At 38.2% G+C, this 14,373-nt stretch carries 19 protein-coding genes; 7 read left to right on the top strand and 12 right to left on the bottom strand.

The features are described from left to right. Positions 1-75: 75 nt before the first annotated feature. Both P9B04_RS03215 and psbB read right to left on the bottom strand, forming a co-directional pair. Positions 76-261, bottom strand: coding sequence for a hypothetical protein (locus P9B04_RS03215; protein WP_342053556.1), 186 nt, complete (start codon positions 259-261; stop codon positions 76-78). Positions 262-719: 458 nt separating this feature from the next. Next, positions 720-2,249: a photosystem II chlorophyll-binding protein CP47 gene (psbB, locus tag P9B04_RS03210; RefSeq protein WP_342053555.1), complete on the bottom strand. Its 1,530-nt coding sequence runs from the start codon at positions 2,247-2,249 to the stop codon at positions 720-722. 575 nt (positions 2,250-2,824) lie between these two features. On the opposite strand from psbB, the gene P9B04_RS03205 reads away from it, so the two are divergent. From P9B04_RS03205 to P9B04_RS03190, 4 genes are all read left to right on the top strand, one after another. Then, positions 2,825-3,145 carry a hypothetical protein gene (locus P9B04_RS03205; protein WP_342053554.1) on the top strand — a complete coding sequence of 107 codons (321 nt, stop codon included), beginning with the start codon at positions 2,825-2,827 and terminating at the stop codon, positions 3,143-3,145. 8 nt (positions 3,146-3,153) lie between these two features. Beyond that, the gene (locus P9B04_RS03200) at positions 3,154-3,432 is read left to right on the top strand and encodes a PepSY domain-containing protein (protein WP_342053553.1); all 279 of its coding nucleotides are present in this window, start codon (positions 3,154-3,156) and stop codon (positions 3,430-3,432) included. 81 nt (positions 3,433-3,513) lie between these two features. Next, a complete protein-coding gene (locus P9B04_RS03195; protein WP_342053552.1) occupies positions 3,514-4,539 on the top strand; it encodes a hypothetical protein in 1,026 nt (341 codons plus the stop codon). A 437-nt stretch (positions 4,540-4,976) separates the two neighbouring features. Beyond that, positions 4,977-5,858: an alpha/beta fold hydrolase gene (locus P9B04_RS03190; RefSeq protein ID WP_342053551.1), complete on the top strand. Its 882-nt coding sequence runs from the start codon at positions 4,977-4,979 to the stop codon at positions 5,856-5,858. A gap of 135 nt (positions 5,859-5,993) precedes the next feature. On the opposite strand, the gene P9B04_RS03185 is transcribed toward P9B04_RS03190, so the two are convergent. After that, complete coding sequence (locus tag P9B04_RS03185; RefSeq protein ID WP_342053550.1) at positions 5,994-6,758, bottom strand: hypothetical protein; 765 nt, start codon at positions 6,756-6,758, stop codon at positions 5,994-5,996. A 99-nt stretch (positions 6,759-6,857) separates the two neighbouring features. Continuing rightward, positions 6,858-7,238, bottom strand: a complete 381-nt coding sequence (locus P9B04_RS03180; RefSeq protein ID WP_446717963.1) for a c-type cytochrome — start codon at positions 7,236-7,238, stop codon at positions 6,858-6,860. Positions 7,239-7,498: 260 nt separating this feature from the next. On the opposite strand from P9B04_RS03180, the gene petG reads away from it, so the two are divergent. Beyond that, on the top strand, positions 7,499-7,615 hold the full coding sequence (gene petG, locus P9B04_RS03175) for a cytochrome b6-f complex subunit V (RefSeq protein WP_008278251.1): 117 nt from the start codon (positions 7,499-7,501) through the stop codon (positions 7,613-7,615). Positions 7,616-7,701: 86 nt separating this feature from the next. Continuing rightward, positions 7,702-9,330 carry a glutamine-hydrolyzing GMP synthase gene (gene guaA / locus P9B04_RS03170; protein WP_342053548.1) on the top strand — a complete coding sequence of 543 codons (1,629 nt, stop codon included), beginning with the start codon at positions 7,702-7,704 and terminating at the stop codon, positions 9,328-9,330. 44 nt (positions 9,331-9,374) lie between these two features. On the opposite strand, the gene P9B04_RS03165 is transcribed toward guaA, so the two are convergent. The 4 genes from P9B04_RS03165 to P9B04_RS03155 all read right to left on the bottom strand — a co-directional run bounded on the left by P9B04_RS03165 (position 9,375) and on the right by P9B04_RS03155 (position 10,677). Continuing rightward, complete coding sequence (locus P9B04_RS03165) at positions 9,375-9,836, bottom strand: cupin domain-containing protein (RefSeq protein ID WP_446717962.1); 462 nt, start codon at positions 9,834-9,836, stop codon at positions 9,375-9,377. Positions 9,837-10,084: 248 nt separating this feature from the next. Then, the gene (locus P9B04_RS03160) at positions 10,085-10,243 is read right to left on the bottom strand and encodes a type II toxin-antitoxin system HicB family antitoxin (protein ID WP_342053547.1); all 159 of its coding nucleotides are present in this window, start codon (positions 10,241-10,243) and stop codon (positions 10,085-10,087) included. Positions 10,244-10,384: 141 nt separating this feature from the next. Beyond that, positions 10,385-10,453 (bottom strand): DUF6887 family protein, encoded by a 69-nt coding sequence (locus P9B04_RS25110; protein ID WP_446717961.1) that lies wholly within the window; start codon positions 10,451-10,453, stop codon positions 10,385-10,387. 8 nt (positions 10,454-10,461) lie between these two features. Continuing rightward, positions 10,462-10,677: a hypothetical protein gene (locus P9B04_RS03155; RefSeq protein WP_342053546.1), complete on the bottom strand. Its 216-nt coding sequence runs from the start codon at positions 10,675-10,677 to the stop codon at positions 10,462-10,464. A gap of 201 nt (positions 10,678-10,878) precedes the next feature. Between P9B04_RS03155 and P9B04_RS03150 the strand changes: the two genes are divergently transcribed. After that, positions 10,879-11,115, top strand: a complete 237-nt coding sequence (locus tag P9B04_RS03150) for a hypothetical protein (RefSeq protein ID WP_342053545.1) — start codon at positions 10,879-10,881, stop codon at positions 11,113-11,115. A gap of 228 nt (positions 11,116-11,343) precedes the next feature. Here P9B04_RS03150 and P9B04_RS03145 read toward each other — a convergent pair whose 3' ends face one another. The 4 genes from P9B04_RS03145 to acs all read right to left on the bottom strand — a co-directional run bounded on the left by P9B04_RS03145 (position 11,344) and on the right by acs (position 14,091). After that, on the bottom strand, positions 11,344-11,667 hold the full coding sequence (locus P9B04_RS03145) for a DUF6887 family protein (RefSeq protein ID WP_342053544.1): 324 nt from the start codon (positions 11,665-11,667) through the stop codon (positions 11,344-11,346). Between the two features lie 6 nt (positions 11,668-11,673). Continuing rightward, positions 11,674-11,868, bottom strand: coding sequence for a DUF6887 family protein (locus P9B04_RS03140; RefSeq protein ID WP_342053543.1), 195 nt, complete (start codon positions 11,866-11,868; stop codon positions 11,674-11,676). Beyond that, entirely contained in the window at positions 11,858-12,043 is a 186-nt protein-coding gene (locus P9B04_RS25105; protein ID WP_446717960.1) for a DUF6888 family protein, read from the bottom strand. Before P9B04_RS25105 ends, P9B04_RS03140 begins: the two co-directional genes overlap by 11 nt. 68 nt (positions 12,044-12,111) lie before the next feature. After that, the gene (gene acs / locus P9B04_RS03135) at positions 12,112-14,091 is read right to left on the bottom strand and encodes an acetate--CoA ligase (protein WP_342053542.1); all 1,980 of its coding nucleotides are present in this window, start codon (positions 14,089-14,091) and stop codon (positions 12,112-12,114) included. Positions 14,092-14,373: the final 282 nt, after the last annotated feature.

The following is a 14,373-nucleotide window of genomic DNA, read 5'->3' as shown; positions in this document are numbered from 1 at the left end:
TCGAACCCTTCTTTTTTACCCGCCTATCATCCCGACACTGACCTACGGTACAGTGGGGGGCTTCTCGGCGGTAAGCTAAAATCCATTTTTACGCCGATACTGTTCTTTTAGGGCTACTTCTAGTTGAGTATTGACAATTAAGCCTTTCTGTAGCAATAGCTCTCCCAAACGACTTTTTTGGGAAGCTTGAACCCGAATTGTTTCTTCTAGTTGCTCAGGAGAAATCCAATTTTTTTGGAGCAGTATTTGCCCTAATCGCATATTTTTATCAGAGCGTTACTCTGAAGAACGTCAAAAAACTTTAATTGAACTGATATCTTGTACCAGTATAGAAAAACTTAAATTAGTCAGCAGTCAGCATACGTTTAATCCTACTCACAGTAGATAATAGGGATTCTTATTTTTCAGCTGATGGCTGATAGCTGAACGCTTACAAACTAGCCAGTTTTATCGAAGGTGCAAGATGTGAGTTTAACATAACTAACTTTCCACCACACTTGGCCCAGAATACACAAGAAATTAACAAAACTTTCGTGTCGTACTATACCAATTTCAAAAAAGTCTGGCTACAAATTCCAGTAGTGGTCAACACTTCGACTTCCCTATTTCTGAAAAGTTACTGTAAAGAAAAATTAAAACAATTAAAGAGTCAAGGATAAACTTATCCTTGACTCCTTTTTGTGTACTTAAATTATGGGATACTTAGCACAAAACCCTTATTAACCTTCAGGTTTGGTACGAGTGCTTCTGTCACCAACCTTGGCAAACAGACCCCATTCCACCTGTTCTTCAAGATCAGGATCAACACCAGCAAATACGTCACGGTACAGAGTACGAGAACCATGCCAGATGTGACCAAAGAAGAATAGTAGAGCAAACACTGCGTGTCCGAAAGTAAACCAACCTCTGGGACTGGTACGGAATACACCGTCAGAACCGAGAGTTTCACGGTCGAAATCAAAAGGTTCACCCAATTGTGCTTTACGAGCAAATCGCTTAACATCAGCAGGGTTGTCCAATACTTGGCCATCAAAGGCACCACCGTATACACTCACGGTAACGCCGGTTTGTTCAATACTGAGTTTAGATTCAGCACGACGGAAAGGAATGTCTGCGCGAACAATACCATTAGCATCGGTGAGAACGATGGGGAAGGTTTCAAAGAAGTTAGGCATACGACGAACGGTTAAAATATCACCATCAGCGTCTTTAAATACTGGATGTCCTAACCATTCTTGAGCGATACCGTCACCACTATCCATAGCACCAGTACGGAATAAACCACCTTTAGCGGGGCTATTACCTACATAATCGTAGAAAGCAAGCTTTTCAGGAATACTTAACCAAGCTTCTGATAGGGTATCACCAGCAGCTAAACTGCTTTCTACACGGCGATCAATCTCTTGTTGGAAGTAACCATTATCCCACTGATAACGGGTTGGTCCAAAGAGTTCGATGGGGGTGGTGGCGTTACCATACCACATGGTTCCAGCAACGACGAAAGCAGCGAAGAACACAGCAGCAATACTACTGGATAATACAGTTTCAATATTACCCATTCTCAGAGCTTTGTAGAGGCGTTCTGGAGGTCTTACTGTTAAGTGGAATAGACCTGCAATAATCCCTACAACACCGGCTGCGATATGGTGAGCTACTACTCCTCCAGGGTTGAAGGGGTTAAAGCCCGCCGGTCCCCATTCCGGTGCCACCGGTTGGGCGTGACCTGTCAGACCGTAGGGGTCAGATACCCACATTCCAGGGCCCCAAAGTCCGGTTAAATGGAAGGCTCCAAAACCGAAGCAGAGAAGTCCGGATAGGAAAAGGTGAATACCAAACATTTTGGGAAGATCAAGAGCTGGTTCCCCTGTACGAGCATCGATAAATAGCTCTAAATCCCAGAATACCCAGTGCCAAACAGCAGCTAGGAATAATAAACCAGACAAAACAATGTGGGCAGCTGCGACACCTTCAAAAGACCAGAAACCAGGGTTAACGCCTGTTTCTCCGGTGACACTCCAGCCACCCCAAGATCCAGTTACTCCTAGACGGGCCATAAAGGGAAGAACGAACATCCCTTGTCGCCACATGGGGTTAAGAACGGGATCACTGGGATCAAAAATAGCTAACTCATAAAGAGCCATAGAACCTGCCCAACCGGCTACTAGGGCAGTATGCATCAGATGGACTGAAATTAAGCGTCCTGGGTCATTCAGAACGACTGTGTGGACTCGATACCAAGGTAGTCCCATTGACTACGCTCCTCCTTTTGAAAATATGTCTACGTCGACGTTTTTTTATTGGTTTTAGGTTTTATGTGACTTGAGTTTGGCGATCGCTGTCTAACAACTCTCACAGCCCAAAAGTCAGCTAACCTACATTATGCCAAGAAAATGAATTTTATTTAAAGAAGTGTAACTATTGTTAGCCTCGATTGCAAGTCTTTAGGTAAGCTTTAATGAAAATTATAGTTGATGTGTACTTACTGAAAGGGATTGATTGTTGAGTTTACAGCAGTTTTGATTTGCATAAATTCATAAGTTTCTAGCTTCTAGTCAGGAGGCAGAAGGCAGAAGGCAGAAGTTATATTCTTAGATTCGCCAGTTAATTGAAAATTGCCATAATAGCAGTTTTCAGTTGAGTGTATCAAAATCTCGGTTTAGTGAGGGTGGGGAGTGTGGGGACTATTTTTCTCTGAATTTGTAATCTATGCAAATGAAAATTGCTATTACACCGTTTTTCAAAGAGATAAAATGGCTTGGTATGATAAGCAAAGTTCAAAAAACCTTGAGGTGTTATGAATCAGTCGCAGAGGAAAACCTCATCTATGTCTCTTATTAACTTCGGTTCAACTATATTTCTTTTACCTGTCAAACCTGTGTTAGCTCATGCAGGTCATCATCACCGTGAACCTGAAGAGAAAACTCCCCAAGTTAAACAACAAGATAACAATAATGTAGAGGAAGAAGGTAACATTGAACAACAACAGTCGGAAGAAACAACATTAGTAGAAGAGCAGATAATTAACGTTACTATTCAACAGAATGAGCCATTTAGTTATCTTCCGCAAGCATCAGAATTTATCTTTTTATTTCTAGTAGTTAGTCCTATTATTTTGAAAGTAATTAAACAAAAAGTTTATCAATAAATACAGTTATGAAGCGAACCGACACAACAAATTTACGTCAGTTGCATTATAAATTTGCTCCTTTTATGATTTTTCCTTTAGTGTTAACTGTTATTACAGGAACATTATTTCAAGTAGCATTTGCAACAGGCAAGGCTGATGATTTTATTTGGTTATTAGAACTGCATCGGGGAAAGTTTGGACGTATTAACTTAGAAATGATTTACCCTTTCTTAAATGGATTTGGTTTATTAATGTTAGGAGTTACAGGAATTTTAATGTGGTTAAACACAAAAAAAGACGGGTAGAATTCAGAAGTTTATTGAACTTCTTAAAAATTTATTATCAAAAACAGAGAGTTATTCTTTATATGAGACTTTTTCTTATTTATGTATTATTTAGCTTTTTTTATTGATCATCATCATTTTTTTCGAGAAAAAATTAAATCTTGGCTTAAAAACCATAAAACATATACTTGTATGTCAATTAATGAAAACAAAAGTCACCATCTCATAAATATTAATGATCTATTAAAGTCTAGTGAGCAATATTATGGAAAACATTGGTATGCTCATAATGAGCAGTATTGGTATATTCATGGTCAATGTCTCAGTCAAAAAAATCTCTCAAATTTTCCTGGATTAGTTGTCACGGAAGTCGGTCAATTTTCTCTGATGTCGTTAGAAAAAATTGATACTATTTTAAGTTGGTTTGCTATTAACTATAATTGGTCAATTTTACCTTGGAGTAATGCACCACGTTTTCAGAGTTTCGTCTTTATCTCAACAGAGCAGACACTTCGAGATAGATTTATGGACTATTCACCTAATAGTTTTAATCTGTCTCTAGAATCGATGTCTTCAACAACTATCTTAAGTAATTTGTTAATAAGTAAATATGAAGTACCTAATAATTTCAGTGGAGTTGTTAAAGCTATTTTATTTGAAGAAAATATTAATACAATAGGTGAAATTTGGGAATCTTGTAACTGTGACAATTACCCTCCTTACTTGGTTACTAATATAGATTTTAATCAATACTTATTATTTGATAATAATTTGCTAAAAAATACAGTGATTAAGCTCTTAAATAATTGTAAAGATGAGTATTTTGAGGGATTTTATAAATTACAAATAGAGCAAAAATTACTTTTTGAATTAATTTCTAGTGAATTAATATCAAAATTGGAAATATTACCATCTAGTAAACTAGCTTTTTGGACATCTCAAAATACTAATTTTGAAAAACTTATAAGTTTGTTAATAGAAACAAAAAATAAAAATATTAGCTATTCTGATTTAAGTTTTTTCCAGATTTTCTTAATGTTAGTGAATGGTTTTACGGATTTAGAAGAGACTTTTGTTTGTCATCTGATTATAACCTTTCTTTGTTTATTTCAAGGAATAGCCAATTAATTCAAATAATTGATATTTTTAGGCAAGAAAAAAAACAAGATTTTTCCGATTCAACTGATAATTTTTGCCATTATGATTTACTTGCTTGTTTTTAGATATTAATACTTTTCCTAGTGCGATCGCTATTTTATCGGTTTGGTAGAGGCAATGAAACCCAATATCAAACTGTAACCGAAGTCAACAATGATGTCTTGGGAATCTTAAACTCTACCTTATTAGAAAAAGATGCTTGTATAAGTTATAAGAAAAGATATTTTTGCTTTTTTGTTGGCAGAATAATGATGCTAACAACTTTCTTTTTGTCCAAAGTTCAATTATCAGTCATCAACAATAATCTCATCCATGAAGTTTTGGGAAAATTAGCAACCTTGTTAACTTGAAGATCCACCCGTTAAACTAAGAAGGATGTTAATATAAATTTAAAAACTGCGCTCGCCATGCAAACAGCTGATCTTTCTTCCAACACCTCTCCCAACGGACAATACTGGCAATGGCAAGGCCATAATATCTATTATGTCCAAGCTGGCAAAAAACGGTCTAACCATCCTCCCATACTTTTCATACATGGGTTTGGTGCATCTACAGATCACTGGCAAAAAAATATTGCCCAATTACAAGAAGATTTTGAAGTTTGGGCAGTTGACTTATTAGGTTTTGGTCGATCTGCAAAAGCCAAATTACAATATGGTGGTGATCTATGGCGAGATCAATTAAAAGACTTTATAACAGAAATTATCGGTCAACCTGTTGTTTTAGCTGGTAACTCTTTGGGAGGTTATGCTTCCCTTTGTGTAGCTTCACAATGTCCAGAAACCTGTAAGGGAGTGATTTTACTCAATAGTGCAGGTCCTTTCAGCGATACTCAAAAAGCAAGTAAACCAAACAAAATTCAAACAGCAATCCGTTCTATTTTATTACAACCTTGGGCAAGTTATTTACTATTTCAATATATGCGTCGTCCCAATAATATTCGCAAGACATTAAACAAGGTTTATTACAATCAAGAAGCTGTAACAGATAAATTGGTTAATGATATTTATCGTCCTTCTTGTGACGCGGGTGCCGCACAAGTATTTGCTTCAGTTTTTAAGACACCACAAGGAGAAACTGTTGATAACTTATTACAACAATTATCCCATCCTCTATTAATGTTGTGGGGAGAAAAAGATCCTTGGATGAACACACAAGAAAGAGGTCAACAATACCGTAAATATTATCCTAACTTAACAGAATACTATTTAGAAGCGGGTCATTGTCCCCATGATGAAATTCCCGATCGCATTAACCAAATAATTAAAGACTGGATAATGGGTAGTTAATCAATTCAAAATTAAAAATCAATTTTTGTTTCACAATCCATAGAGACGTTATCTAAAACGTCTCTATAAGAGTTCCGTTAAAAATTATAAAATGACCTGATTATTGAAACTGATTAACTGTAGGTCATAATATATTTACTGGGGTTTCTGGAAGTTACTTCTAGTTGAATTGACTGGTTTTGGTAAAGAGATACGGTTAGGTGGAGAAAGGGAATGTTCTTCGTTAATTAATAATTTTTTAGGCCGCAATTGAGGGGTAACCCGTTTTTTTGCGAAACCACCTCTCTTTTTAGCTACTTGTCCTAAATTTTTACCTGTTACAATTGTCAATTGATTGTTTACTAAGCGTACCTGTAAGTCCCAAAAACAACCAACTGCCTTATCTGCAAGGGGTCCCTGCAGTTTCAGTTTAAAAAATTTAGGTTTTTCTGAGGGATGTTTAGGAGATTGACGAATTTTAACAATGGCAATTTTTTTTTGATGAGACGCATACACCACTTGTCCACGAATAGAAAAATCCCCACTTTTTACGGGAACTTCAGGAGAGAGATTATCATCTGATAATAGTGGATGAGTGTTTTCTGGGTGTAAAACTTCTGGTTCCCAGACTCCAGCAATCTGTAGTTGAAGTTGGTCGTTACTTGGACGAGTTCTCGGATAAACAATCCACAAATGAGGTTTATCTAAATCGAGATGTTTTTTAAAAACACTGAGAACCTTACCCAAGACAACCGTATCGATAATGTTGCCTTCTTGGGTGATTAATATACCTCGTGTTGGGTGTTCCTGAGAACGCTGATATTGACCTTCAATTAAACCAATCGCCCGATATTGTCGAGGATGACTCGGGGAGGGAATGGGAAGGTTTTTACAGAGGCCATTGTCAGAGGAAGATAACATAGTATAAGCCGATTGACGGGATGCTCCTGATGATTAAATTATCAGTTTTATCGGAGAAACATCAGTAAATCAAGCATTTTTTAAGGATATAGACTCGGCCTATAACTCTTCTAAATAACTTAACAAATCAGCCATTTCCTGGGGACTGGGCTGAAATTTTGGCATAGGGGGAGTTTTTCCACTAACTACTTGTTGGATGAGACTAATTTTTGATTTATGTTTTTGTACATGGTGTAAGCTTGGCCCAACAACACCATCAGCGTTTATACCATGACAACCAGCGCAGTTAATTTCAAATATGGCCTTTCCCCTATCAATACTACCTGTAGCGGACAAGACTTCACTAACATAGGGATCGGAGATTTCATGAAGATACCAACCGACTATTGCCACAATAGCCAGAAAAATTGCGCCTAAAAAAACTAATGTCAGCTTTTGGATAACTTCCTTTGGTTGGATTAACTCTTCAGTCACGGTGATTTGATGATGGATTATATTAGCCTCCTCTTTACATTTTGCAATCTTTTAAGGGTAAAAAGCTAGTCCTGTTAACAAATGTAACAAATAAAGAGGGATTTTGTTCATAATATTAATTGTTTTTATATTTTCTTGACAAAAACAGGTTACTTGAGTTAGTGATGAGAGTGTTGTGGAATAAAAAAATTATCTATGCTCTAGAATTAGGGCAACATTCCCAAGTAACATAAAGTAAATATTATTCATCTCGATGAGGAGAACCCATGATCGAACCCCTACTTTTAGGCATTGTTTTAGGTCTTATTCCCATTACTTTAGCTGGTTTGTTCGTTGCAGCGTACTTACAATATAAGCGCGGGAACCAACTTAACCTGGATTAAGTGTGGAACCAATTTGAGGCTAATGCTAAGATAATCTATTAAACAATTATCTTCGCATTAGCTCTACTTTTTGCCATCCTTAAAACGTGACTACTCAAAGCCCTTCTCTCCCCAACACTCCAGAGACTTTACACAGCAACACTCCAGATAGAAGTCTCCATCGCCAAATGATCGTTATTCTTGATTTTGGTTCTCAGTATTCAGAATTAATCGCCCGTCGTATTAGAGAAACCCAAGTTTACTCCGAAGTCTTATCCTACCGCACAACAGCCGAAAAAATCCGTCAACTGAACCCGAAAGGTATTATCTTGTCAGGGGGACCTAACTCCGTTTATGACGATCTCGCGCCTCAATGTGATCCTGAGATTTGGGGTTTAGGTATTCCCATATTAGGTGTGTGTTATGGGATGCAGTTGATGGTGAAACAACTCGGGGGACAAGTAGAAAAAGCAACCAGGGGAGAATACGGTAAAGCTTCCCTGCGTATCGACGATCCCACCGACTTATTAACCAATGTGGAAGACGGTTCAACCATGTGGATGAGTCACGGGGACTCCTGTACTAATCTTCCCGAAGGCTTTTCTATCTTAGCCCATACCGAGAATACTCTATGCGCTGCGATCGCCGAACACAATAAGAAACTGTTTGGGGTACAATTCCATCCCGAAGTGGTTCACTCTGTGGATGGGATCGCCCTGATTCGTAATTTTGTATATCATATCTGTGAATGTGAACCCACTTGGACAACAGAGGCCTTTGTAGACGAAACCATCCGCGAGATTCGCGCCAAAGTCGGAGATAAACGGGTATTATTAGCCCTATCTGGTGGGGTAGACTCCTCAACCCTGGCTTTTTTGTTACATCAGGCCATCGGCGATAAATTAACCTGTATGTTTATCGACCAAGGTTTCATGCGTAAAGGGGAACCAGAACGGTTGATGGAGATATTTGCGCGACAGTTTCACATTCCTGTGGAGTATGTGAATGCGCGCGATCGCTTTTTAAAACAACTCGAAGGGATCACAGATCCGGAGAAAAAACGCCGTCTCATTGGTCATGAGTTTATCCGAGTGTTTGAAGAAGAGTCAAAACGTCTTGGTCCCTTCGATTATCTAGCGCAAGGAACCCTTTACCCAGACGTGATCGAGTCTGCTGACACTAATGTAGACCCAAAAACAGGGGAACGGGTTGCGGTTAAAATCAAAAGTCACCACAATGTAGGAGGACTCCCGAAGGATCTACGTTTTAAGTTAGTAGAACCTTTACGGAAGTTGTTTAAGGACGAGGTTCGTAAGGTGGGACGTTCCATTGGTTTACCAGAGGAAATTGTTCGTCGTCACCCCTTCCCCGGTCCCGGTTTAGCCATTCGTATTATTGGAGAGGTTACCTCAGAACGTTTAAATATCCTACGAGACGCTGATTTTGTGGTACGAGATGAAATTGCTAAACAAGGAATGTATCACGATTTTTGGCAAGCGTTTGCTGTCCTTCTACCTATTCGTAGCGTGGGGGTAATGGGAGATCAACGCACCTACGCTCATCCTGTTGTACTCCGTTTGATTAGCAGCGAAGACGGTATGACAGCAGATTGGTCTAGAGTCCCTTACGACCTTTTAGAAATCATTTCTAACCGCATTGTTAACGAGGTGAAAGGGGTTAACCGAGTGGTTTATGACATCACTTCTAAACCTCCAGGAACCATCGAATGGGAATAAGATGAACTTAACTAGGGGTTTAGCATAGCTGAACCTCTAGGGTTTTAATATTTGACTCCCCGTAAAACCTTTAAGTCTTCTTCGTCCAAAGTTTCTCGAACCCCATGACGAATTAACTCCGAGAAGTCTTCGTTAGGAACCATGAAACAGAGGGCGTATAAACGATCTGCGCCAATGTTTCTAATTTCGTGGATACCGGTAGGACGCACTAATAAACTGTCCCCTGGGTTTAAAGGAATGTCTTTGCCATCACAAACCGCTAACCCTGTTCCTTTAAGGATAAAAAACATTTCTACCGCAAAGTTATGACGATGGGTGGGGGTACTACCTCCAGGATCGAATATTTCCACACAAACTGTCAAAGAATCATCGGCCATACTTGTGTCAAAAACAATCGCTAGACGGTTGGTATCCTGGGGAGTGATGCGAAAAACTAGATAATCTTCAGGGGTTTTGATCACTGGTATCATACAGTGATCGCTGGATAAGGTAGGATGGATAGTCATAGTTGCCATTAAGTGTTCTCCTCATGTTCTTATTATTCTAAAAATAATTGTAACCAAAGGCTTATCCATCTTTTCTTAACCCTTATTTCATTCTATTATAACTTTTAATCTGTCTGTCAGAATAAATTACTATGGCTGGATGCTTATCTATACTAATTTTTGGTTTCTAGTTTATTGGTCAATTTTATTAATTAGCTGAGGATTTTCATTTTAGCGATCGCATCTTCAATATTAGGTAGTTTTTTTCCCTATTTTTGAGCAGTTTCTAACCATAAATCTCGAACAATCATTAATTCTTGCAAGGTATCTTTTAGGGTTTCTCCTTGTGCAAGACATCCTTTTAAAGCAGGCATTTCAGCAACAAACCCTCCTTCTTGACAGGGATAAATAACCATCGGATAATTCATGTTTACTCTCCTTCAATTAATTGGATAACTCTTTTTTTATTTAATAGCTTGTTCTATTTTCAAATCAAAATCAGGATCACCAACTTTTATAATAACTTGTTTTGGTTGTTGATTTCGCCTTTGTAAATAAGCTTGTAAGGCTTATTGATTATTTTTATGTTCTAGAAAATATTTTCTAAGTTCTATATCTGACATTTGAGCATAATTAATCTCTGATATTAAATTACATCCTCATCTTCTAGAGTTTTTATTTTTTCATAGAGACTATCTACGGTTTCCCCTTCAAAAAGTTTTTCTTTAAGGTTTAAATAATCAACACTATCTAAATTACAAACTGCTAAAAAACGCATTAATTTAGAAGGTTCTAAATGTTGACTTAAAACTTGTAAAGCTTCTTCAATAATAGCTGGATCTGTATCTATATTAATTTTCATTGTCTAACTCCTTTATGAAATCTTATAGTTTGGGGGGAATCATTTCTGAGGTTGAATTAGGATTAATTGGTTCAAAGTGTAATATCATAAACCTATTCTGTAAAGGGATTTAGTAAAGAAACGTTCAAAGGATTAAATAAAATTGCAAAATCATCAGTGGTTGGTTGTTGGAGAAGTACCTGGAATGATGGAAACGGAAACGTGACGATTACAATTCAGTTAAATTCAGATGGTCAATTTCAACAAGAAAACATCTTGATAGATGTGGGAGCGAACTTGATGAATCCGATAAGACGATTTAACTATTCTGGTACATGGATTTTAGATGGTAATTATCTAATAAAACGAGATGAAAATGGTTCAAGAAGTACCTATGAGTTAATTTCTCCCTATCAAATGCAATTAGTGGGTTCAAGTGTAGTTTATGGACGTTGTTAGGTTTTTACTATTTCACAGTTAGTAGGGTGGACAAAAGGGGAGATTTTCAGGGTTAATGAAAGTATTTTCAGTCCTTGCCTAGCATTGTATCTATGTTGTTAATAAGGTAGCAATACCCATAAACACAGTTCTTAACGTCTCAAATGTTTCATTCATATTGAAATGGTAATAGACATCAGTAATTATTATAAACTCATAGTTTTATTGATTATGTTGTTTTATAGTCTTTTAATTTTTATTAGTACGTTGATCTAATTTTGATTTAATTGCTTGTTCTATGTTCAAATCAAAATCAGGATCACCAACTTTTGTAATAACTTGTCTTGGTTGTTGATTTCGTCTTTGTAAATATGCTTGCAAAGCTGATTGCTCATTCTTATGTTCTAAGAAATATTGTCTAAGTTCCTGATCTGACATTTTATCGTAATTAATCTCTGACATTAAATTATCTGTTCTTTCATCGGTACAAATGAGATGGATGGCTTGTAAGGCTCGATACGTTAAATAATAACAAATTCGATAAAGACCTTCTAGCTGTTGATGAGTTGGCATTTTTGCTTAAATTTCCCCTTTAATTTTCTTCTTTAAAATCTCTTCAACTTGAGCTTGAGACAGAGAAGCATCATACCAAACTGCTTCGGAATCAGGACTACGACGACTCATTAACAAATCTATAGCTTCTTGATCGTCCCGATGAGCTAAAACATAAGCTTTAAGCTCTTTTCTTGTCATTTTTTCAAAATTAGGTTTCATTAATAAACCTCCATGTTCCATTAGATGCAATTAAAATTTCAATGTCTTCACCTGCTAAAATATAAATCTCCCCAGAGCGATCATTAAAACGAAACAGGTGAATATCTAGATACTTATTAGATAAGTCTTGACATAGTATGACTGATTTAATTGATTGTTCAAAGGTGGGTAAAATAAGCTTGCCTCCATTGTACTATTTTAAATATTAAGGTGGACTCAAAAAAGTCCACCCTAAACTAACAATTAAACTTTCTCTCTCAACTTATCCAAAACACTGGGATCAACTACAGTAGACTTATCACCAACAATATCTTGATCGGCTGCTATTTGACGTAAGAAACGTCGTACAATTTTACCCGATCGCGTCTTAGGAAGTGCCTCAGCAAACTGAATAGTACCCGGACGGGCGATCGCACCTATCTCGGTAACAACGTGCTGCTTTAACTCCTTATTTAACTCTTCACTGGGACTGTAATGATTTTCCAGGGTAACAAAAGCGTAGATGTCTTCCCCTTTTACTTCATGGGGAACACCAACCACAGACGCTTCAGCAACCGCAGGATGAGATACTAAAGCAGACTCTAACTCCATCGATCCCAAACGGTGTCCAGAGACATTCATCACGTCATCTACCCGTCCCATAATCCAAAAATAGCCTTTTTCGTCCCTTCTCGCACTATCACCAGCGAAATAGACTGGTTTCCCGTCTACTTCAGGAATGGGGTCCCAGTAGGTCTTTTGGAAGCGTTCAGGGTCATTATAAACAGTACGTAACATACTAGGCCAAGGATGCTTAATAACCAAAAATCCCCCGGTATTATCGGCAACTGCATTACCCTCTTGATCCACCACATCCGCTATAATGCCAGGGAAAGGTCGGGTAGCTGATCCAGGTTTGGTGGGTGTTGCTCCGGGTAAAGGTGTGATCATTACCCCTCCTGTCTCTGTTTGCCACCAGGTATCTACTATAGGGCATTTTTCTCCACCAATAACGCGGTGATACCACATCCAAGCTTCGGGGTTGATGGGTTCTCCCACTGTTCCCAATAGACGCAAGGATGAGAGATCCCTTGCTTGTGGTAACTCTTCTCCCATTTTGATGAAAGCACGAATGGCAGTGGGTGCGGTATAAAAGATATTGACTCCGTATTTTTCCACTACATCCCAGAAACATCCAGGGTTAGAGGGACGGGGAACACCTTCGTACATCAAGGATGTGGCACCGTTGGACAAGGGACCATAGACAATATAACTGTGTCCTGTGATCCAACCTACATCGGCAGTACACCAGTAAACATCGTTGTCTTTGAGGTCAAAGATCCATTTTGTGGTCATATGGGTGTAAAGGTTATATCCGCCGGTGGTGTGGACAACTCCTTTGGGTTTCCCTGTACTGCCACTGGTGTAAAGGATGAATAAGGGATCTTCGCTATCCATTACTTCTGCATCGCACTTAGGGGAGGCATCTTTTTGTAGGTCGTGCCACCAATAATCTCTTCCCTCGCGCATGGAAACGTCTTGTTTGGTCCGTTGTACGACAATTACTTTTTGGACGCTAGAAGCCCCATTTTCTAGGGCTTTATCTACTTCTGATTTTAGGGGAACTATCTTATCTTTGCGAAAACCACCATCAGCAGTGACAACAACTTTAGCTTGTGCATCTTCTAGGCGATCGCGTAATGCTTCGGCACTGAAACCCCCAAAAATAACGCTATGGGGCGCACCTATTCTGGTACAGGCTAACATAGCGATCGCTGCTTCGGGAACCATAGGCATATAAATACCCACGCGATCGCCTTTTTGTACTCCCATGTCTTTCAAAACATTGGCAAACTGACAGACTTCTCGGTGCAGTTCCCCGTAGGTTAGGGTGCGAGAGTCTCCGGGTTCCCCTTCCCAGATAATGGCTGCTTTGTTGCGTCGCCAAGTGGTAAGATGGCGATCGAGGCAGTTATAGGACATATTGATTTTGCCGTTGACAAACCATTTGGCAAAGGGTGGTTTCCAGTCCAAAACTTGATCCCATTTTTGAAACCAATGTAATTCTTGTTCTGCTAATTCTGCCCAAAAGGTTTCGGGATCGCTTTTTGCTTTTTCGTATAGTTGCTCATAGTCTTGAAGACTTTTGATATGTGCGTTGTTAGAAAAGTCCTCAGCAGGAGGAAAGACTCGGTCTTCATGTAAGATCGATTCAACGGTGTTTTTTTCAGAGGATGCGACCATAATATAGACCTCGATAAAGGTTCCTGTAATCTTTATGATTATAAGTCGGAAGTGACGCTTATTAAGGGTTTCAACTGGTTTACAAAAATTTATAAATAAATTAACTTTTTTATCTCATTTTTGATATTAAACGGATAAAGAAGTCAATACTTACATCGATTATTTAATCTCAGCTTTATCTTAAAATTTCTCTTGATTTATGTTGACATCTTCCTTAAATTGTTCTGGATATAGCATTTCCCATACTCATGAGGTACACTGGGAGGAAACTATTTAATGCGA

The sequence above is a fragment of the Crocosphaera sp. Alani8 genome (assembly GCF_038442745.1).
Lineage (GTDB): Bacteria > Cyanobacteriota > Cyanobacteriia > Cyanobacteriales > Microcystaceae > Crocosphaera.
The sequence above is the reverse complement of the archived record's forward strand: the minus strand, read 5'-3'. Positions and strand labels throughout refer to the sequence as shown.